Annotated in this window: 22 protein-coding genes and 1 pseudogene; 8 read left to right on the top strand and 15 right to left on the bottom strand. The window is 59.6% G+C overall.

Annotated features, from left to right (window positions below):
• Positions 1–78: 78 nt before the first annotated feature.
• The 9 genes from KI243_RS17410 to KI243_RS17450 form a co-directional block, all read right to left on the bottom strand.
• Positions 79–681: a hypothetical protein gene (locus KI243_RS17410; RefSeq protein ID WP_017128636.1), complete on the bottom strand. Its 603-nt coding sequence runs from the start codon at positions 679–681 to the stop codon at positions 79–81.
• 273 nt (positions 682–954) lie between these two features.
• The gene (locus KI243_RS17415; RefSeq protein WP_017128637.1) at positions 955–1,308 is read right to left on the bottom strand and encodes a copper-binding protein; all 354 of its coding nucleotides are present in this window, start codon (positions 1,306–1,308) and stop codon (positions 955–957) included.
• A 129-nt stretch (positions 1,309–1,437) separates the two neighbouring features.
• Complete coding sequence (locus KI243_RS17420) at positions 1,438–1,782, bottom strand: hypothetical protein (protein ID WP_017128638.1); 345 nt, start codon at positions 1,780–1,782, stop codon at positions 1,438–1,440.
• Positions 1,783–1,955: 173 nt separating this feature from the next.
• On the bottom strand, positions 1,956–2,867 hold the full coding sequence (locus tag KI243_RS17425) for a LysR family transcriptional regulator (protein WP_017128639.1): 912 nt from the start codon (positions 2,865–2,867) through the stop codon (positions 1,956–1,958).
• A gap of 36 nt (positions 2,868–2,903) precedes the next feature.
• Positions 2,904–3,629 carry an SDR family NAD(P)-dependent oxidoreductase gene (locus KI243_RS17430; protein ID WP_017128640.1) on the bottom strand — a complete coding sequence of 242 codons (726 nt, stop codon included), beginning with the start codon at positions 3,627–3,629 and terminating at the stop codon, positions 2,904–2,906.
• A gap of 23 nt (positions 3,630–3,652) precedes the next feature.
• Positions 3,653–4,576, bottom strand: coding sequence for an NAD(P)-dependent oxidoreductase (locus tag KI243_RS17435; RefSeq protein WP_017128641.1), 924 nt, complete (start codon positions 4,574–4,576; stop codon positions 3,653–3,655).
• A 9-nt stretch (positions 4,577–4,585) separates the two neighbouring features.
• Entirely contained in the window at positions 4,586–5,416 is an 831-nt protein-coding gene (locus tag KI243_RS17440) for a polysaccharide deacetylase (protein WP_017128642.1), read from the bottom strand.
• A gap of 14 nt (positions 5,417–5,430) precedes the next feature.
• Positions 5,431–6,387, bottom strand: coding sequence for an agmatinase (speB, locus tag KI243_RS17445; RefSeq protein WP_017128643.1), 957 nt, complete (start codon positions 6,385–6,387; stop codon positions 5,431–5,433).
• Between the two features lie 65 nt (positions 6,388–6,452).
• Positions 6,453–7,877, bottom strand: coding sequence for an APC family permease (locus KI243_RS17450; RefSeq protein ID WP_212809498.1), 1,425 nt, complete (start codon positions 7,875–7,877; stop codon positions 6,453–6,455).
• A 154-nt stretch (positions 7,878–8,031) separates the two neighbouring features.
• Here KI243_RS17450 and KI243_RS17455 point away from each other — a divergent pair, with 154 nt between their 5' ends.
• Complete coding sequence (locus KI243_RS17455; RefSeq protein ID WP_212809500.1) at positions 8,032–8,181, top strand: hypothetical protein; 150 nt, start codon at positions 8,032–8,034, stop codon at positions 8,179–8,181.
• Here KI243_RS17455 and KI243_RS17460 read toward each other — a convergent pair.
• Entirely contained in the window at positions 8,159–9,049 is an 891-nt protein-coding gene (locus tag KI243_RS17460; RefSeq protein WP_177082867.1) for a LysR substrate-binding domain-containing protein, read from the bottom strand. The genes KI243_RS17455 and KI243_RS17460 overlap by 23 nt on opposite strands.
• A 119-nt stretch (positions 9,050–9,168) precedes the next feature.
• On the opposite strand from KI243_RS17460, the gene speB (KI243_RS17465) reads away from it, so the two are divergent.
• The gene (gene speB, locus KI243_RS17465; protein WP_212809502.1) at positions 9,169–10,119 is read left to right on the top strand and encodes an agmatinase; all 951 of its coding nucleotides are present in this window, start codon (positions 9,169–9,171) and stop codon (positions 10,117–10,119) included.
• A gap of 98 nt (positions 10,120–10,217) precedes the next feature.
• Here speB (KI243_RS17465) and KI243_RS17470 read toward each other — a convergent pair whose 3' ends face one another.
• Entirely contained in the window at positions 10,218–11,357 is a 1,140-nt protein-coding gene (locus KI243_RS17470) for an extracellular solute-binding protein (protein ID WP_212809503.1), read from the bottom strand.
• Positions 11,358–11,744: 387 nt separating this feature from the next.
• Between KI243_RS17470 and KI243_RS17475 the strand changes: the two genes are divergently transcribed.
• The 3 genes from KI243_RS17475 (at position 11,745) to KI243_RS17485 (ending at position 14,150) form a co-directional block, all read left to right on the top strand.
• Positions 11,745–12,464 (top strand): IclR family transcriptional regulator, encoded by a 720-nt coding sequence (locus KI243_RS17475; RefSeq protein ID WP_212809505.1) that lies wholly within the window; start codon positions 11,745–11,747, stop codon positions 12,462–12,464.
• An 85-nt stretch (positions 12,465–12,549) separates the two neighbouring features.
• The gene (locus KI243_RS17480) at positions 12,550–12,942 is read left to right on the top strand and encodes a heme-binding protein (RefSeq protein WP_177082875.1); all 393 of its coding nucleotides are present in this window, start codon (positions 12,550–12,552) and stop codon (positions 12,940–12,942) included.
• On the top strand, positions 12,939–14,150 hold the full coding sequence (locus KI243_RS17485) for an MFS transporter (RefSeq protein WP_212809507.1): 1,212 nt from the start codon (positions 12,939–12,941) through the stop codon (positions 14,148–14,150). Before KI243_RS17480 ends, KI243_RS17485 begins: the two co-directional genes overlap by 4 nt.
• A 186-nt stretch (positions 14,151–14,336) precedes the next feature.
• Here KI243_RS17485 and KI243_RS17490 read toward each other — a convergent pair whose 3' ends face one another.
• The gene (locus tag KI243_RS17490; RefSeq protein WP_212809509.1) at positions 14,337–14,960 is read right to left on the bottom strand and encodes a hypothetical protein; all 624 of its coding nucleotides are present in this window, start codon (positions 14,958–14,960) and stop codon (positions 14,337–14,339) included.
• A 54-nt stretch (positions 14,961–15,014) separates the two neighbouring features.
• Positions 15,015–15,208: pseudogene (locus tag KI243_RS32900) on the bottom strand (hypothetical protein).
• A gap of 226 nt (positions 15,209–15,434) precedes the next feature.
• On the opposite strand from KI243_RS32900, the gene KI243_RS17495 reads away from it, so the two are divergent.
• Both KI243_RS17495 and KI243_RS17500 read left to right on the top strand, forming a co-directional pair.
• Positions 15,435–15,821: a hypothetical protein gene (locus tag KI243_RS17495; protein ID WP_212809511.1), complete on the top strand. Its 387-nt coding sequence runs from the start codon at positions 15,435–15,437 to the stop codon at positions 15,819–15,821.
• Position 15,822: 1 nt separating this feature from the next.
• Positions 15,823–17,340 carry a conjugal transfer protein TraG N-terminal domain-containing protein gene (locus tag KI243_RS17500; protein ID WP_212809513.1) on the top strand — a complete coding sequence of 506 codons (1,518 nt, stop codon included), beginning with the start codon at positions 15,823–15,825 and terminating at the stop codon, positions 17,338–17,340.
• A gap of 5 nt (positions 17,341–17,345) precedes the next feature.
• Here KI243_RS17500 and KI243_RS17505 read toward each other — a convergent pair whose 3' ends face one another.
• Positions 17,346–17,711, bottom strand: coding sequence for a DUF3742 family protein (locus KI243_RS17505; protein ID WP_212809515.1), 366 nt, complete (start codon positions 17,709–17,711; stop codon positions 17,346–17,348).
• A 139-nt stretch (positions 17,712–17,850) separates the two neighbouring features.
• Here KI243_RS17505 and KI243_RS17510 point away from each other — a divergent pair, with 139 nt between their 5' ends.
• Complete coding sequence (locus tag KI243_RS17510) at positions 17,851–18,123, top strand: hypothetical protein (RefSeq protein ID WP_244861732.1); 273 nt, start codon at positions 17,851–17,853, stop codon at positions 18,121–18,123.
• A 135-nt stretch (positions 18,124–18,258) separates the two neighbouring features.
• On the opposite strand, the gene KI243_RS17515 is transcribed toward KI243_RS17510, so the two are convergent.
• Positions 18,259–18,837: a hypothetical protein gene (locus KI243_RS17515; RefSeq protein ID WP_212809517.1), complete on the bottom strand. Its 579-nt coding sequence runs from the start codon at positions 18,835–18,837 to the stop codon at positions 18,259–18,261.
• Positions 18,838–18,877: the final 40 nt, after the last annotated feature.

Genomic DNA, 18,877 nt, shown 5'->3' on the forward strand with positions numbered 1-18,877 from the left:
GCATGATGATGCTTGGGGCCGGCGCCAATCCGATACCCGCGGGATCCGCGCTCTTGCAAGTGACCCTCGGCGCACCGTTCAACCTTGCCGCCAGACGTTGTCCATCCCCAGGCTCAACGCCACTTCATAGACGTTGACCGGGAAGATCACTTCGAAACTCTGATTGACGTCTGTGGCATCCAGGACAGTTCCGGCGTGCACACCTGTCCCGGCGGCAACCCAGTAGCGCGGTGTCGACGGCGGCGTGAAGACAGAGGTCAGATTCGGGCCGGCTTGCGTGACGAAGGTCCCGGCGCCGCTCATGCTGATACCGACGGAAAATACCTGGTTGGGCACCGTCTGGTCGGTACTGATGACCAGTGAGCCGGCAGGGTTGCCCGTGAGTGCCGCCTCAAATCTGGGCGTATTGTTGCTGCAACTGAACTTGATGGTGTTGTTTTCCAGCAGCCCGCCCGGAACGCATTCGGAGGCCGAGAACGTCACCCCCGGCATGACCACCCCGACCTCATCCCATATGAAACCGTAGTCCGTGTTCCAGTTGAAAGTGATCTGCGCACTTGGCGCTATGCTGTAGGGGCTGGCGAGCCAGGCCAGGGGAAAAACATTATCGATCCCTGCGTTGGGCTGCACCTGGTAAACATAAAAGGTCCATGCCCTGCTGGAGTTATTTTTCAGGCTCAAGCTGTACGACCTTGCCATGTCTGTCGCTCTCCAATTGCGCAAATAAGGGTGTGGTCCCAGGTCAGGAAAGGCTCCGTCCGTTAACGCCACCAGCCGACAGAATCCTGTGCTCCGGGAACTTGCGAACACTAGTCGGTATTTGAGGACATTGCACTGACAAGCCGTGCCAGGTTTCAGGTCTGAAGCGCCTTCGGCCCCGTGAGCAAGGCGATAGCGGTTTGATTTAGCATGGGCTACCGACCCGACTCATCGAGCCGGTAGCCCCTCCCCGCGTTACTTCATTTTTTCAATGGACTCGATCTTTGCCACAGTGCCCGAGAGACCGAAGCTGAAGGTGACAGGGTCGTCTTTGCGAAGTCCCGCCAGTTGCGCCGGTGTCGCAGAAAACGCCATGGTCATGGCCGGCCATTGGATGGACGCGATGGCGCCGTGGGCAATGGTCACCGTGTGCTTTTCGGCATCTATCGCCTTGATCACACCTTCTGCCTTGGCCACGGCCACCTGATTGGGCGCCCGGTTCCTGGTCATGGTTTGCATCGACTCTCCGCCCATATTCATCTCTTCCGCATAGGCATTCAAAGAGAGCACGGCCATGGCGGTTACAACGGTAATCAGAGTACGTTTCATCGGTTTTTCCTTCAAAACAGGTAGGTTCGGCAATTTGTTGTTCCTGTGTTCTTCCATTGCGCGAGCCAAAAGACAGGCGCAACAGTCCTCTTGCGCAAACGCGGCATGAGGCTCAATGAGAGACAGGAATCAAACCCGTGGCGGGCGCCACACCCCGGACGGGGTCTGCAGGGGCAGCAAATCGCTGGAGAAGGAAATGACGGCAGGGAGGGATAAGCTGATCGGCGGCTTGATCACCGAGACTTGCAGCATGCTTGCGGTCTTGCACTCCTGGCCGGGCTTGCACAACTTGCCGTGCTCGATGGCGCCGTTCTTCGCCTCCTGACAGCAGTCCGGGCCCATGCCATCCATCGTCGTCTTGCCCGCCATCTCCATCGGGCACGGTTCTGCCGATACGCGAACGCCCGCCATCCCGCTGAGGGGGAGCGCCAAGCTGATCACGAGCAGGAGACAAAACCGCAGATAACGCTTCATGGAGTGCCGGGCAATCTCGCAAAAGGCCGTTCAACGTCATGGACAGACATCACCCATACCCCATCAAGGGTGTTGAGTGAAGGCCATATCGCCAAACCTGCATTAAGCCAGTGTTATCAGTCCGGTTTTTTTCACGATGCTGCGCGACTTCCACCCTGCCCTGCACCTGGAGTCTAAGGCAGATGCAGCCTGGCATGGGCGGTGAGCCTGTCGAGAAAGCGGCTTACCGTACTCTTCTGCTCAACCCCTTGGCGGGTGATGCAATGAAAGGCCGAGCGATAAGCTAGGCGCTGCGGCATGATCGATCGCAGCCGGCCTCGCTCGACCCAGCTCGCTGCGTAGTGCGTGGGCAAGTAACCGATGTAGGTATCGGAAAAAATCAGCAGTGCGATAGCCTCCATCGAAAAAGCGCTGACCGCGCTGGCGAACCGGAGCTCGCACGGCCGTTTGTTCTCGGCGACATAGCCTCGGTCGACATAATCCGCCGCGCTCAGCTCTTCATACGTCAGATCCTGATCGGACCGCTGGAAAAACGGATGGCCGCGACCGCAATACAGATGCTGTTCCTCTTCAAACAACGCCTGGTAGTGAAGCCCGGACAAGCGGTGGTGAAAGGCACCGACGGCCACCTGGATGCGCTCTTCGAGGACCGCCTGTTCAAGCTCGTCGGGCCGCATGACCTGCAAATCGATATGAACGCCGGGATGCCCCGCACGCAACTGGGCAATGGCCGCCGGTACCGGACTGTGTTCGAGGGTAATCAGGCTGTCGACCGTGCCGATGCGCAACAACTCCCGATGGCGCCCGCTGAGCACCGCCGTGCGCTGGCGGAAATGGCCGATATTGGCGAACAGTTCCTGCGCTGCCGCGTAGGTTTCTTCACCTTCTTCGGTCAACTGGAAACCGCTTTTCCCGCGTTTGCACAACGAGTAGCCAAGCCTGACCTCAAGGTCGCGAACAAGCACGCTGAGACGCGACAGACTGGTGTTCAACGGGACCTGCGCCGCCGTAAAACCACCGGCATCCACGATCGCGCAGAAAATCCGCAGCATGCGCAGATCCACATCCGTCAGGTTCACCAGCATGCCGCCCTCTCCTCGTGTTTTTGCGTACGAGCACAATCAGCCGTTCATTACACCGCCGCCATTGACCCCCAGAATCTGCCCGGTCATGAAACTGGCCTGCGCCGAGGCCAGGAAGATCACCGCGGCGGCGATTTCCTGTGCCGTGCCCAGTCGCAGCATCGGGTAACGTAACGCTTCCTCGCGAATATAAGCCTCGCCCAGGCGTTCGACCATCGGTGTCAACGTGCCGCCGGGGGCAACACCATTTACCCGTATACCATGGGCCGCCAACTCTCGCGCCAGCGATTTGGTCAGGGCAATGATTCCACCTTTCGCAGCCGAGTAATGGCAGAGATTGGCGCACCCGAGTTGCCCGAGATCGGAGGCGATATTGACGATAGCGCCGCTGCCCTGGTGGATCATCAGGACCGCCGCCGGTTTGCAGAACAGGAACGCCCCATACAGATGCACGCGGATCATCCGGTCCCAGGCCTCGAAGCTGAGCTCGCTCAGCGGCGCTTCCTGCAAGAACCCCGCGTTGTTGACCAGCACATCCAGGCGTTGCAGACCGGAAAATGCACGTTCCGCCGTTGCCGGATCCGACACATCGCCCAGGGCAAGACGCACCTCCACCCCTCGCGCCTTCAGCTCATCAGCCAGGGCCAGCAGCGCCGGACTTTCCTGCAGGTCGTTAAGCACGGCAAGACTGCCCTGTTCACCGAGCGCAAGCGCGACCGCGCGGCCGATGCCTTGTGCAGCACCGGTTACCAGATAGGTTTTCATCAATCACCTCGGCTTTCAGGCCATTAGTAGGGATGCTGTTCCAGCCACTGCGCATACATGGCAATGCCTTCCTCCAGGGAGAACCGGGGGCGGTAGCCCAGTTGCCCACCCGCCGCCGAAATATCGAAGCGCGCATTGTCATCGAGCACGCTCAAGCTACCGGGGCCGATGCTGAGTTGGGCCTGGGGGTAGACCTTGCGAATCCGTGCCGCGACGGCCCGGTAACTGTCCTGCTCGCCGGCCGTCACATTGAACACCCGTTGCTGCAAGCGCTCTTCCTGAACATTGGCCGCCAGGACACAGGCGTGGGCGACGTCCACCACGTGCACGTACTGAAAGCGGTAATCGCCACCTTCCTCCTCATGCCACGGCTCGTTGTCGATCGCGCTTCTGAGCATGCTCTTGAGGTAGCACTGCATGAACTGCCCGGGACCGTAGATCCAGCCCGGACGCAGCGACACCACGCTGACCTGATACAGGTCGCTGTAGACCTGGCCGAGCTTTTCGGTGAACACCTTGGTACAGCCATACGGCGTGGTCGGCTCAAGGGGCGCGCGCTCGTCGATCACGTCCATTTCCCGATTGGGTCCGTAGGCGCATTCGGAACTGAGATTGACCACCCGGGCAATACCGCTGAGCCGGGCGCATTCGAAGACATGGGTGGTGCCCAGGGCATTGGTCAGCACCGTTTGCAGCGGAATGCGCCGCGAGTCCACCGGGTGCGAGATCGCCGCGGTATGAATGATCACGTCGACCGGGCGGCTGCGGCAGCTCTCCAGCAAACTCGCCAGGTCGGCCAGGTCACCTTGCACGTAGCGATACGCCGCGTGCTCGATGGCGCACACCAGGCTGCGGTCGTAGCCCACCACCTCGTCTCCCCGGGCCAGTAACTGACGCACCACTTCCTGACCAAGAAACCCGTTGGCCCCGGTTACCAGTATGTTCATGATCCGTCCTCAGTAAGGGTACAGCGGCAGCACCAAGTCGCCCGCCTGCCAGCGAGCGTAGACATCATCAGGCGTACAGATCCAGGCATCGTCATAACGCTGAATCTGCTGGATCAGACGCTCCAGCATCGCGATGCGCGAGGCGCGACCGATCAGTTGCGGGTGCATGGTCAGAATGAAATGGCTGGCGTAGTGACGCATGCCTTCCAGCTCCGCCGACCAGAGTCGCAAGACCTTGTCCGGGTCTTCGATCACACTGCCCACCGCCGGCTCCGCCGAGTAGGCGAACTGCTCCCAATCGTCCAGCAGCCAACTGACGGGCAGCTCCAGCAGGCTCTTTTCAGGACTGCCGACACGATACGGCCGGTCATCGCCCATCAGGCTGCTGTCACTGTGGAAACCCAGGGCGAGAAGTGAATCGACGACGTCCGGAGTCAGCTCCCACAAGGGGGCGCGGTAATGGGTGACCGGACGGTCGATGGTGGCTTCCAGGAGGGCCTTGGAGTCTTTGAGAATCTGCAGGTTCTGCTCGGGCGTCTGCTCGTCGACACGCTCATGGAAGTAGCCATGGCAGCCAATCCCGTGCCCGGCAGCGGCAATGCTGCGCACCCCCTCGGGGTCGATCTCGGCCACTCGGGCGGGAATATAAAACTGCGCGCGGATACCGTAGCGGGCAAGCAGCTCCAATAGGCGCGGCACTCCGACACGGCGGCCATAGGCCCCCATCGACAGCAGGGAGAGCCGGCGCCCGGACAGGCTGGATGGTTCCCAGGCGCTTTCTGCATCCAGGTCGAAACTCAAGGTCACGGCGAAGCGTTTGTTCTCAGGCCAGGCGATCATCGATGCGATTCCTTCTACGAGCGACGCTTGATCGAGTCGGCGAGAATGCACAGCAACTCGAACATCATGGTTGCCCCCACCAGCGCCGTGGCCCCGCCCACGTCAAAGGGCGGCGACACTTCCACGACATCGGCACCGACCAGGTTCAGGCCTTGCAGGCCTCGAATCAGTTGCTGCGCCTGCAAGGTGGTGACGCCACCGATCTCGGGGGTGCCCGTCCCCGGGGCAAAGGCCGGGTCCAGCACATCGACATCGAAGGTGACATAGGTGGGCTCGTCACCCACGATGCGCCGCGCCTCGGCAATGGTTGCGGCAACGCCGATGTCGGCGAACTCCTCCATGTGGATCACCCGGATGCCGCAGTCCCTGGCGAAATCTTCGTCTTCTGCGGAATAGATCGAACCGCGGATACCAATCTGCACCGTGCGCTTGGGGTCCAGCAGCCCTTCCTCGATCGCACGGCGAAACGGCGTGCCGTGAGTGTAGAGGTTGTCGCCGAAATAACGGTCATTGGTGTCGGAGTGAGCGTCAAAATGGACCATGCCGATCGGCCGGTCCCGGGCGATGGCGCGGAAGATCGGCAACGTCACCAGATGATCGCCACCGACGGACAGCGGCACGGTGCCGACCTCATGGACCTGCCGATAGAACGCTTCGATACGCTTGAGCGAGTCGAGCAGATCAATGGGATTGACCGGCGCATCCCCCAGGTCGCCAACCCGCACCAGGTCATAGGGGGCAATATGACTGACGTGGTGCACCTTGCGCATCATGCTCGACTGGTTGCGCACCTCCCGCGGACCATGCCGGGCGCCTGCGCGGTTGGTGGTGCCGCCATCCCAGGGGATGCCCAGCAAGGCGATCTGCACGTCGGCCGGGTCGGTGAATATCGGCAAGCGCATAAAGCTCGGCATACCGGCAAAACGGGGGATGACGGCAGCGTCCAGAGGTTGCGGAAAATCATTGGCCATCAATATTGCTCCTGGTTGTCAGCAGATGAATGGGCGATAAGAAAGGGAAAGCTCAGGGAACGGCTTCACGCCTTCGCCGGTATCGCTCCGGCCACTTTGCGGCGGCGCTTGCCCGAGACCACGATCAGCACGCCGGTCACCAGTGACAGCGCACCCAGGTACCAGGCGGTATGGAGATCTTCCGGGGACACGGGATTGGCCCCGGCGGTGTAGCCGATATAGGCGAGCACAAACAGCGCCAGCAACGCGGGGATCGAAAGCAGGATTGCGGTGGGCGCCTTGTGCTGTTTCCAGGTCATGACCATGAAGGCCGCCAGCGCCGAAATGTAGGACATCACCAGGGTGATGGTGACCACGTCGTAATACCAGACGATCTTGTCCAGCGGCTTCCACCAGACCAGGGCGATACCGGCAAGCGACACCAGGCCCAGGGTGAACCACGGCGCCTTGAAGCGGTTGACCGCGCGCAACGTACCGGGAAGATGACCCTCTTCGCTCATCCGATACAGCGTGCGCGCCGATGAATTGGACGAAATCTGCAGGCCGGCACAGGCCGAGGTAATCACCACGAACAGCGCCAGCCAGGCCATGGCCGGTGGCAGGTAGACATTGGCGACCGCGGCGATGGGCCCGCCGTTGCCGTTTTCAACAATCGCGGCCAATTGCTCCACCGGAACCGCGTACTGCCAGCCGATGGCCGCCAGGCTGTAGATCACGAACGCCGAGGTCAGGACGATCAGCAGCGAGCGCTGCACGGTACGCACCGGCACACGCGCCTCTTCGATGTAGTTGATGGCCGAATCGAAGTTCGCCAGCATCCACACGCCAAACAGCACGCCCGGGCCGATCGCCGCCAGACCGCCGGCGCCTTGCAGCGAATACATCGAGGCAAAGGACAGGTTCTCGACCTGGGGATGGATCAACCCCATGAAACCGAGGCCGGCGACCACGGCTATCTCGAAAACCAGAAAGGTACTGGCGAGCTTCGCGGTCACTCCGACCCCGCGCACCGACACCGCGAAGAAGGTCGCGATCAGCAACGTACCGATGATCTTCGCGTTGAGCTCGCCGGCCAGCGAAGGAATCAGCGCCTGGATGTATTCGGAGCCGATCAGCGCGCACATCGGCGTGACGGCAATGCAGGCGACGGCGTAGGTCCAGCCCAGGATACAGCCGACGTCCGGGTGCAAAAAGCGCGAGCAGAAGGTGAAGATGCCCCCCGCCGACGGTGCCTGGCGTGTCAGCGACACCATGCACACGGCCAGTACCAGCATGGGAAAGAAGAAGGCGATCAGGATCGCCAGGGGCGCTTGATGGCCGGAGATCGAATAGAGGATCGACATCGAGGATGCGGCCACCCAGGCCGGCGCGTTGAAGCCCAAAGCAGAAAAGCTGACGTCCTTGGTATTGAGTTTTCCTTTACTGAGCGCGGTATCGAGTTCGCTGACAACACCGTGGCGGTCATAACCGAAAAGTTCGTAGAGTTTCATGATTCATCCCAGGCTCGTTTTTTATTGGCAGGTAGCGAAAACGCTTCTTGTAGGACGGAGCTCTTGAGCAATACCCGATGCATGCCGGGCATTTACATCGATTCAAGATAGGGAGTCGGCTGCGCAGCAACAATTACCAAAGACGAAAGCTGACTTGCGCAAATCCGCACGGATGCCGCGCGACGTCATCTCGACGGCCAGCGGTGCGGTCGTGGCCTGGCTGGCAGGCCTGTCAGGGAAAAGGAAGCAGGCATGCGCGGTGGAGCAGCGCTATGAAACACTCAAACGTTTCGAGCCTGATTGACGATCCAGTCGATGAACAGCATGACTTCGGGCTCAGCGCTGCGCTCTTCGTTGCAGACGCAAAAGTAGTCCATTGCGGTCGGCACCTTGAGCGCAAAAGGCTGCACGAGCGTGCCGTCGCGCAGATCCCGCGACGAGCAGATTTCATCGCTCAGGGCAACGCCGAAACCGTCCCTGGCCGCCTGCAACGCCATGCCGAAGTCCTCCAGGTGCACATCCGCATCACCCGGGTACGGTATACGCGCCTCAACCAGCCAGCGGCGCCACTGGGAACCATCGTCCTCGTGCAAGAGACGGTGGTGCATGAGGTCTGCGGGATGCTTCAGCCCATTGCGTCCATGCAGCAGTTGTGGGCAGCAGACCGGGAACATATGGAGGTTGATCAGGGGCCTCCACCAGAACCCTTCCCAAGGGGGCGCGCCGTAAAGAATGGCGACGTCTGCCCTCTTCCAATCCACGTTTGTCAGGCCATCGGCGGCGAGAAGCCTCAGGCGGATCTGCGGGTGTTCCGCCCTGAAGGCAAACAGTTTGGGCATCAGCCAGGAAGCCCCGAAGATCGGCTCGGTCGATACCGTCAAGACGGCAGGCGCAGGCAGGGAATGCGCAGGGTCACTAGCCAGACGAACACCCTCGGCGAACTCGGTCAGTCCGCGGGCCACCGCCTGCTGAAGTGCCAACCCCCTTGGAGTCAGTACCAATGACCGACCTTGCTTGACCAGCAGCTTTGTTCCCAGGGCATCGGTCAGTGCCCGTAACTGCTGGCTGACAGCACCGGGGGTGACATGCAGTTCAGCGGCGGCGGCGCCGACATGACCCAGTCTGGCCACACATTCAAATACGCGCAGCGCCTTGAGTGGAGGAAGGTTCATGAGCTTACCGTTTAGTTTTTTTATCGATTTTTCCAACACTTTATATCAATTTACTATCAATCATACGGCGTTCAACAATCGTAGTCCTGAATGACCCCACCCCTCAGGAAGGTACGTCCATGGAACACCCCGTCATTGATCAGGCCATCACCCGCGCAAGCCTCTATGGAACCCACGCGGAAAGTACATTCGGCGGTATCACCAGCTTCATGCGGCGCCGTTACAGCAAAGACTTGTCCGGCGTCGACCTCGTCGTCTCCGGCGTTCCCTTCGATACCGCCACGAGTAATCGGCCAGGCAGTCGGTTTGGCCCCCGTGCAATTCGCCAGGCCTCGGTCCAGTCTGCATGGGCGCGCCATTGGCCCTGGAAAGTCGACCCTTTCGATGTCCTGGCCTGTATCGACTATGGCGATTGCGATTTTGACTACGGCACCCCGCAAGACACACCGGAAGACATCAGGGCCCACGCGGAGCATATCCTCGCCGCGGGTGCGGGCATGCTGACGTTGGGTGGAGACCACTTCATCACCTACCCGCTTTTGCAAGCCCATGCGGCCAGGCACGGGCCGTTGTCCCTGATCCATTTTGATGCGCATCACGACACCGAGTCAGACGGCGTCAACAAGCGTATCGATCACGGCTCGATGTTCTACCACGCGGTGCGCGAAGGGCTGGTTGATCCCTCCCGTTCCACGCAGATCGGACTTCGTGTCAGCAACGATGAACCGATGGGGTTCCAAGTCATCAATGCGCGCCAGGTACACACGCTGTCGCCCTCTGAGATTGCCACCGCCATCTGCGCGCGCGTTGGAAATCACCCCGTCTACCTGACCTTTGATATCGATTGCCTGGACCCGGCGTTTGCACCGGGAACAGGTACTCCGGTCTGTGGCGGTCTTTCCACGCACCAGGCCTTCGAAATTCTGCGTGGGTTGCAAGGCATCAACCTGATCGGCATGGATATCGTCGAGGTAGCGCCTCCCTACGATCACGCCGAGATCACCGCGCTGGCCGGGGCGGCGATCGCGATGGAGATGGTGTGCCTGTACGCGGCAAATCCCAACCGCTGAAAGCACGGACAGCCAGTCGGACCCAGGCCCCGGCCAGTTGACCCTGGGTCCAGACGGCACACTCTGATGTCGATCAACAGCGCCTTTTCTCTTTCCCGTCAACGCTGGGTCCGGAACGAGGACCAGATCCGAGTGCGCTCACGCATGAGTCGTAACGTCATCGGCTCCTCCGCAAAGAGCTTGTCGCGCACGGCGGCCAAGGGATAGATGGCCAGGTTTTCAGCGATGTTCTTGTCGACATACCGGGTCGCGGCAGTGTTGGCGTTGGCAAAGAAGAAGTTGTTCGTGAGTTCTGCAAGTGATTGCGCGCGCGTAATGAACTCGATAAAGAGTTTGGCCTCTTCGGGATGCGGTGCATCGACCGGGATGGCCAGTGTATCAATCCAGGTGAGCGTACCTTCTTTGGGAGAGACGTACTCCACCCTGGCGGATGACTTTGCGCCTTCAGCCATGGCCTCGGCCAGGACGGCATCACCGCTGTAGGTAAGCGCCACACACAGATCGCCGTTGGCCAGATCACTGGGTTGGGTACCCGAGCCAATGTAGCGGACCGATGGTCGTAGCTGATCCAGTAGTAGCTGGACAGCCTTCAGGTCTGCCGGGGCCTGGCTATGTGGCGGTTTTCCCAGATAGTTCAAGGCGATACTGATCACTTCCTGGGGAGCGTCGAGGATCGAAATGCCGCAGTCCTTCAGTTTGCTCGCGAACTGTGGCTTGAACAGCAGATCAAAACTGTCCAGGGGGGCATCGGCAATACGCTTCTCGATTTCCTTGCGGTTGATCGCCAGGCCTGTGGTGCCCCAGGTATAGGGGACCGCGTAGACATTGCCTTTGTCCAGCGCCGCCAGTTGTGACAGCAGCACAGGATCAAGTTCACTCAATCGATCCATCTGTTGCAGGCCGCTGGGCTGAAGTGCGTTTGCTTTCAACAAGCGGTCCAGCATGGCGATGCCGGGAACCACGACATCATAGCCACTGCGTCCGGCCAGCAGCTTTGCCTCTAGAATATCGGCACTGTCGAAGACGTCGTACTGGACCCGGATCCCGGTTTGCGCTTCAAAATCCTTCAGGGTCTTCAGACCGATGTATTCCGCCCACCCGTACACCCGCACGACCCTTTCCGTAGCAGATACAGGCACTGAGAAAATCGCAAGCACAACGACAAAAACAATCGCCCTGAGCCAACCGCCAAAGGCAGATAGCAGGCTTTCCAAGCGAGTCGTATTCAGCGCGTTCATGAAACCTGATTGAGTGGCTATCATCCAACTTACCCTTATCATTATTCTAATCACGCAGTAAGTCTGTTTGTCGCGTCCGCCATACATTCAAGTACCTGCTCATAAAGTACTCTCTTGATTTGAAGACAAATAACCCCCTTGAACAATTGACATTGTTCAATAGAATGTTTTATCAACTTCACTGGCACAACGTTTCAATGTACTGACTGCATTGCCCCTCCGATTATTCAGCGACCCCACACATCAATCAATTGATATAAAATCGCTGACGATCGATTAACAAAACTAAACGATGCAATCATTTCACCCGTAAAAAACCAAAGCCACCAAACGCTTCGGCGGTTTGCTGGCCTTCGCTACGGCCTTATTTCAACGAACCTTCCTCACATGATTAACGAGAACAAAGGCATACAGTCCGTCGAGCGCGCGATGATGATCCTTGAAACCCTCGCGGCGGCAGGGGGCGAAATCCGGTTGGTGGACCTTGCGATGCAATCCGGTTTGCACAAGAGCACCTTGCACGGTTTGCTCAATACCCTGGCCGCCATAGGCTACATTTCCCGCCGCGGCACCCACTACGCCCTGGGGTTGCGCTTGCGTGAGATCGCCCAGCCGTTGAACGACACGGATGCGATGCTGCGTGAAACCTTTGCCCCCGCATTGCGTGCGCTGGCCGAACTCAGTGGCGAAACGTGTTTTCTGGCGGTGCCCTGCGGTACGCGCGAGTACCTGTATATGGATGCCCTGGAGGGCAGCGGTACCTTGCGCGTCGCCAGTCCACGAGGGCGTCGCGCGGGACTCACCACTTCGGCCATCGGCAAGGTATTCCTGGCGTTCGACGAGGACCTGCGCCGCAGCCTGCGCCGATCGGATCTGCTGCCCGCGGAACTGGAGACCGAGTTGGGCGGCATCGTCCGCGAGGGTTACGCGCTCGATCTCGAAGAGGCCGAGCCAGGCTTGAACTGCGTGGCGCTGCCCTTGCGCTTGCAAGGTCGCGTAGTCGCGGCACTGGGTGTCGCCGCCCCTGCGCCACGCTTGCCCGAAGCAGAGCTGCGCAAGCTGGCGACCCTCGCCATGAGGAAAATGTTCGACATGCTCAAACTTTAGCCGCCAGTGGGTGTGACCGTGTTCCCTTGAAAAGCAATCGCCGGGATCATCTGGATTCTGTCGTTTGATTCAAAGGAATTTGCGAATGTTTGAGCAACTGTCCCAGCAAGTCATCAATCGTGCAAAAGCATTGGCGAGCGATCAAGGTTTCGCCGTCTGCATCAGCGTCGTGGACGATGCCGGGCTTCTACGTCACTTTATCCGCATGGATGAGGCGGTGCCCGGCGCCATCGATGTCTCGCTCAAGAAAGCGCGCACCGCGGCATTGTTTCGTACCGACAGCGCCCAACTCGGTGCCGAAGCACAACCCGGTGGCGCCATTTACTCGCTGGAGGCCACGAATGGCGGGCTGATCAGCTTCGGTGGCGGCGTGGTGCTGTGCGATGAGCACGGCAAGGTCATCGGTGCCGTGGGCGTTGCGGGAGCCACCGTTGAGGCCGATCAGTGGATCGCCCTGCAGGCGGCAGGTCGTCCATGAACCGAACCACGCCACGTATTCATCCAGGCGTGCTGGCGCTGGCGGTGACGGCCTTCGCCATTGGCATGGCCGAGTTCATTGTCGTCGGCATTCTCCCGGCGATCGCCTCTGACCTGGACATTCCCCTGGCGCGCGCTGGAAGCCTGGTGGGGCTGTATGCCTTGGCGCTGGCGCTCGGTACACCCCTCACCGTCCTGGCTCTGGCCCGCCTGCCGCGCAAGCCGGTACTGCTGACCCTGGTGGCCGTGTTTCTGGGCGGGAACCTGATGGCTGCGCTCTCCACCGATTACCCCTCGTTACTGGCTGGACGCCTCATCACCGCGCTCGCCCATGGCAGTTTTTTCGCCATCGGCGCCACCGTTGCCGCCAGCCTGGCACCGAAGGGGCAGGCCAGCAAAGCCATCGCGGTGATGTTCGCCGGCCTGACACTGGCGATGGTCATCGGTGTACCGATTGGCAGCTTCCTGGGCAATGCGCTGGGCTGGCGGTTGCCGTTTTATGCGGTGGCGCTGTTGGCCGCATTGGCCTGGATGGCGACCGCCCGGTGGCTCCCCCCTGCACCGACGCCATCGTCGGGCAAAGCGAGCGCTCAATGGGCGGCACTCAGGCATCCGGCGATTCTGGCAATGATGGCCGTGACAGTACTGGGTTTCGGCTCAAGCTTTGCCGCCTTCACCTTCATTACGCCCCTCCTCACAGGCATCAGTGGCTTCTCCAGCGCGAGCGCCAGCCTCCTGTTGATCGTCTTCGGCCTGGCGACCCTGGCGGGCAATCTCGCCGGGGGTCGACTCGCCAGTTCGATGGGTTGGCAAGCGGCGCTGCGAACGATCTTCATGCTGCTGACACTGGTGCTGGCCGCGCTTGCGCTGCTCCTGCCCTATCAGTTGCCAACGGTGGTCATGCTGTTTTTCTGGGGGGCGTTGGCGTTCGGCCTCTCCCCTGCGGCCCAGGCCGGCATGCTGGCGACCGCCGAGCGCTACACCCCGCAGGCGGTGGCCTTCGCCTCGGCACTGAACATTTCGGCCTTCAACCTGGGCATTGCCCTGGGAGAAACCAGCGGTAGTGCCCTGGTCGATCACGGGCAAATCGCCCTTACCCCTTGGGCGGGCGTCGTGACAGTGATCATTGCCCAGTTGCCATTGGCCTGGCTGGTGTCGCTCGACCGAAAGGACCAGCGCCTGCATCGTCCCCACACGACTGCCGGTTGAGGCTATTACCGCAGGGGGTACGCAAGGCCGCCCTGCACGACCAGGCTCTATGCCGATCCCTCCCTGCGCACCTTGCAGTGGAAGCGGGACCTGCCCGGCATCTCGCAGAAAATGCTGACGCAGCCTCTTTTTCCCGTGCCCTCGAAGAAACGCACGGCAGCAACCAAGCGCCGCCGTGCGCCAGGATCATTTGGCCAGGAAGTCAAAACGCCACAGGCCATTCTCCCGGGTCAGGATGACATCCACCTCCGTGGCGGTGATGGGTAGGACGTACTGGGTCGTATCAGAGAAGTTCTGCATGATATAGGTCTGCCCAACCCTCGGTGGTGTCGCCACCATGAAGTAGAAGTTCGGCAAGTATTCGAAGCTCACTGTCATCATCACATCCACCTTGGGCATGGTCACCACCGGGCTTCCGTTGACGTACCAGTTGCAGTCAAACTGGAAGTAGGGGTTGGTCTTGTTGATTACCCCGCACTGCTGGGGGGTCAATTTCTCCATCGCCAGCGAGGTCGGGGCCGGTTGCAAAAGCGGCGACAGTCCGTTCGGACTGATCGCCTGCAACAGCGCGCCAGGAGTCATAACCCGGCGCTCCGAGACAATCCTCTTGTCATCCCTTCCGCCGAATGTAGTCACATCGGTTTCGATGATCGCCTCGTAGTTGAACGATTCGGTAGCGCCCGGCGCCCCCTCCAGTACCTGCCAAGCATGAATCTGGTAGTCGCGCTGCGGTTGTTGCGGCTTGAGGAAGACCAATACAGTCCGGCCTTCCATGTCGTCGACAGCGAAGTTCACGTTAAAAATGGTCATGGTCCCTCTCTTTTTATTCCGTTGGTTGGACTTTCCTCTGTACTGTAGAACAGTTCAGTCACTGAGATTTTCAGCCAGAAAGGCCACCAGTTCCATGGGGCTGCGGCTGTTGATCACGTTGTAGATCAGGTCGCGCTGCCCCGCGGCAGCCTCTTCACGCAGCTCTTGGCGGAGGCCCGCACGGCTTCGTCCGTACCGTGGATACGGGCGGCCAGTAGCAGGATGAGGACAGCGTCGGTGAGGTTCATGAATCAGTGGCTCGGTCGATCTGGACGAAACGCTATCGGCGCCCTCGGGGTTTTCTCCAGAGGCCGGGCGGATCGTCCCTCGGCCGGCAGGCGGGATCAGCGCAGAAGCTAAACCAACTCTTGCGCCATCACCATAAGCAAAGACTCCCTTCGCATATCAGTTTTCCGGCTGTGATCCCGCGACGTCTTGAGGAGGATTCGAGGCTTCTTTCTCAGGAGCCTCACCATGCACTTCTCTCGCAATGATCCCCCCCGCCTCAATCATTATCCCGATGAAAGCACCTCCCCACGAGGCTCAAAACGACTGCCTACGGGGCCGATTGCGGTCACCTTGCTGGTCATCTTCATTGCTGCTGTGTTCAACATCGGCGGTATCCACATCATGCAGGGACTACCCGCCTGGCAGGCCTGGAGAGAGGACACCTACTGGTATTTCGTGACCTGGAGAGCCCTGTTGTACAGCCTGCTGGTCTGGGGCTGCCTGCGCTTCAGAAAACGGCTGCTGGTCGACCGACCTGCACTTGCCCAGGGGCTTGTACGATCCGCCAAGGGCCTGGCCCTGCTGGTGCTGCTGATGGAACTGCTACGGGCGTATGCGCGCTGGGGAGCCTGACATGACGCTCTACGCCAATGATTACCTGGAGTATTACCTGACGCTGGTGGGTTGGCTGGTCGGCAACGGAATCTGGGAGGTGCTCACGGACTCCGGCCTGTTCGCACTGCCGTTTATGGTCATCGTGCTTCAGGAGTGGTTCAAGGGACGTGAGAAAGGACCCGATGGCAACAGTGTGCTGGCGGCCAGCGCCAGCATCGAAACCCGTCTATGGCTGGCGACGGCGGTGATCATGTTCGCCGGGATTCCCTTCATCCACCTGGATCTCGGCACCCTGCAGTTCGATCAAAGTCGCTCGGAACAATGCCAGGTTCTTCAGCCTATTCCCCAGGACACCGGCTGGGGACGATCCTTCACCACACTGAATGGTCAGACGGCGCTGGTGCCGGTCTGGTGGTTCTTCGTGCACTCGATGTCCAAGGCCGTGACCGGCGCCGCCGTGGCCGCCATCCCCTGTGGGACCGATCTACGGCAGATGCGCATGCAGGTATACAACACTCGCCTGCACGATCCCTTGCTGGGTCAGGAGGTCGCCGATTTCACCAACGATTGCTACGGCTACTCGCGGGCGAAGCTGTTCATGAATCGACCCACCCTGAGCCTGGAGCAAACCCACGACATCAACTGGATCGGCTCCAGGTACTTCAGGGAGCAGTCCGGGTACTACGACACCTATCACTCCAGGTCGCCGCGGAGCGAATGGCCCTATGATCCTGATCGGGACATGGGCCTGGCCCAGGTGGCAAACGGTGGTGGGTACCCGACCTGCAATCAGTGGTGGAACGATGGGGACAAAGGGCTGCGCTCACGCTTGCTGGCCGAGGTGGAAAGCAGCCTGATCGAGCGCTTCGCGCGATGGGCAAACTTTGTCAGCCAGGAGGAAGTGAACGACGCGATCGTTCGGCAGATCGTCTCGCCGAGCAGCCAGACCATGACACAGGGCCGGGCCTACAGCGATTATGGCGGACAGGTCGGCGGTTCGATGTTCAACGACGTGAGCCGCGTGACGGGGGCTGTCGGCCTCACCGTGGGTACAGCGGCCTACTTTCCGGCCATGGATGTCATGCGCCAGGCGTTGCCGATGGTGACAGCGGCGCTGAAGATGGCGCTGGTGATCTGCATTCCCCTGGTGCTGATGTTCAGCACCTACGATTTGAAGGCAACCATCACCGTTTCAGTGGTGCAGTTCGCGATCATCTTTGTGGACTTCTGGTTTCAGCTTGCCCGCTGGCTCGACACCACCATTCTCGATGCGCTTTATGGATGGGACTCGCCGCATTCGAACCTGAACCTGCTGCTCGGGATGAACAACACACAGGCTGATATGTTGTTGAATTTTGTGATGGGCATGCTATTCATCATTCTGCCGACATTTTGGTTGGCTTCATTAACTTGGGCAGGAATCCGCGTAGGAACAGTTCTCCAAGGACTGTCAGAAGGAACCAACAACGCCAAGCAACAAGGAGGTAGCGGAGCAAGCTTAATAACTAGCCAACTGAAAGGCCCTCTAAGAAAATAGACGGCCTATTCCCAGAGATCATGATAAAAAGCTGGATTGTTCATATTTTCCAATGAATAAGGATCGGGGCACAGCTTATCGCCGTCAGAGGCAACTATTTTTCCGTCAGAATTCAAATTGCTTACCGGGATTATCGTCAAGAAAAACAGCCCCATCGCAATAACCGCAACCCAGAACGCCAGATACAAAAAACCACCTATCAACCCCAACCTCACACACCACCCCAGCATGCCCGCAAAAACAGCGGGCATGCCTTTCCTCGTCATCCATCCCAGAAGCACTTTCTCGTACCCGAAATAACGACGAGAAAGCCAACCAACCCCATAGCCCAAACGGTAGATGAGTCCTTTCTTCCTTGCTTCAGCAACCATGCTTCTGACCTCGCAGTTGAGTTTTCGCGCTCGGCACGGCCCAGTCAGCCGACGCACGATTCAGCTTTGCAGGCGGCCAGTAAAAGCATCCATAGGACTTTTCTCGATAAGAGACGGATTTTTCAGCAGAGAGCTGGCGTTGTCCAACTATGACCTTGGACCCAAGGCTGGTTCGAAGTCCCTCCCTGTCACCGTGCTGCTGGAGGACTTGCCTCTGCCCAGGGATCGGGAAACCATCCTGCTCGACGTCTACTCGATTCTGCAGTCCGCGGCAGCCACGGCCTATGAAAACGCCGACAACCAGACCGGCACGAATCGCAAGGTCGCGATGGGTGTGGTGCACCTGATCGAGTTGGCGCAGCAGAAGATAGATTCAGTGCTGGATATGCAGGAAGCCCGCGTCAGAGGTTGATGCGCCAGAAGCACAAACGGGAAGCCTCGCTTCCCGTTTTGCTGAACGCTCTACAAATCCTCACTCGCAGCTCGGCGTTGTGACTGGGCTGTTTCGGGTGCGCCCTGGAGCTGTTTGGTGGGTGCGCAGAATGCTTCAGTGACGCAACGCAGCCGTAGGTGCCTTGAGGGGCTCAAGGAAGCCGGAGATGCTCACAGCCACCAATGGCAACAGCGTGGGCAGCAGCAGCGTGTGGTGGAACGCCCCAAACAGGACACTGAAGCGGTACAGCTTGTTGCTGAAAACACCTCGAGTGGATTGCTCGATATCCGGCCCCAGGATAGCGGCGCTGATCACATAGGCAGCCCCCAGTACCATGAGCAGCCCAAGGTAGCTTTTCTTGTAGTTGTCCACCCTGAAGAAACCAAGAAAGCTCATGCGTAGCGAGAACCGACAAAACAGCCCTCCCCAGATCAGCATAAGTGCCAGCAGCACGAGATCCTTTTCATAAATCCAGGCGGTTTTCTTCAGGAAATCGAGTTGACCCTGCGCGATGAAATAGTCTTCGGCCCGCGCGATCACAGGCAGCCAGCGATGTAGATCGCTGCTGAGTGCAATATCACTGTAAAAAATGCCAAGGCTGGTCAACCACGACACAACCAGGTAGGTGCCCCAACCGTACACCAATGCTTTCACTGCCATCCCTGAATCCCTTGTGCTGTAATTTTCAATCACCAGCGTAGCTCCTGGCCCACAGTAATTGCGCCGTATTAGA

Source organism: Pseudomonas sp. Ost2 (genome assembly GCF_018326065.1).
GTDB lineage: Bacteria > Pseudomonadota > Gammaproteobacteria > Pseudomonadales > Pseudomonadaceae > Aquipseudomonas > Aquipseudomonas gingeri.

Bases quoted from the DNA above. Each gene is read 5' to 3' on its own strand.
- KI243_RS17415 (WP_017128637.1), bottom strand. From the start codon at position 1,308: ATGAAACGTACTCTGATTACCGTTGTAACCGCCATGGCCGTGCTCTCT.
- KI243_RS17420 (WP_017128638.1), bottom strand. From the start codon at position 1,782: ATGAAGCGTTATCTGCGGTTTTGTCTCCTGCTCGTGATCAGCTTGGCG.
- KI243_RS17425 (WP_017128639.1), bottom strand. From the start codon at position 2,867: ATGCTGGTGAACCTGACGGATGTGGATCTGCGCATGCTGCGGATTTTC.
- KI243_RS17430 (WP_017128640.1), bottom strand. From the start codon at position 3,629: ATGAAAACCTATCTGGTAACCGGTGCTGCACAAGGCATCGGCCGCGCG.
- KI243_RS17435 (WP_017128641.1), bottom strand. From the start codon at position 4,576: ATGAACATACTGGTAACCGGGGCCAACGGGTTTCTTGGTCAGGAAGTG.
- KI243_RS17440 (WP_017128642.1), bottom strand. From the start codon at position 5,416: ATGATCGCCTGGCCTGAGAACAAACGCTTCGCCGTGACCTTGAGTTTC.
- speB (WP_017128643.1), bottom strand. From the start codon at position 6,387: ATGGCCAATGATTTTCCGCAACCTCTGGACGCTGCCGTCATCCCCCGT.
- KI243_RS17450 (WP_212809498.1), bottom strand. From the start codon at position 7,877: ATGAAACTCTACGAACTTTTCGGTTATGACCGCCACGGTGTTGTCAGC.
- KI243_RS17460 (WP_177082867.1), bottom strand. From the start codon at position 9,049: ATGAACCTTCCTCCACTCAAGGCGCTGCGCGTATTTGAATGTGTGGCC.
- speB (WP_212809502.1), top strand. From the start codon at position 9,169: ATGGAACACCCCGTCATTGATCAGGCCATCACCCGCGCAAGCCTCTAT.
- KI243_RS17470 (WP_212809503.1), bottom strand. From the start codon at position 11,357: ATGAACGCGCTGAATACGACTCGCTTGGAAAGCCTGCTATCTGCCTTT.
- KI243_RS17475 (WP_212809505.1), top strand. From the start codon at position 11,745: ATGATTAACGAGAACAAAGGCATACAGTCCGTCGAGCGCGCGATGATG.
- KI243_RS17480 (WP_177082875.1), top strand. From the start codon at position 12,550: ATGTTTGAGCAACTGTCCCAGCAAGTCATCAATCGTGCAAAAGCATTG.
- KI243_RS17485 (WP_212809507.1), top strand. From the start codon at position 12,939: ATGAACCGAACCACGCCACGTATTCATCCAGGCGTGCTGGCGCTGGCG.
- KI243_RS17490 (WP_212809509.1), bottom strand. From the start codon at position 14,960: ATGACCATTTTTAACGTGAACTTCGCTGTCGACGACATGGAAGGCCGG.
- KI243_RS17495 (WP_212809511.1), top strand. From the start codon at position 15,435: ATGCACTTCTCTCGCAATGATCCCCCCCGCCTCAATCATTATCCCGAT.
- KI243_RS17500 (WP_212809513.1), top strand. From the start codon at position 15,823: ATGACGCTCTACGCCAATGATTACCTGGAGTATTACCTGACGCTGGTG.
- KI243_RS17505 (WP_212809515.1), bottom strand. From the start codon at position 17,711: ATGGTTGCTGAAGCAAGGAAGAAAGGACTCATCTACCGTTTGGGCTAT.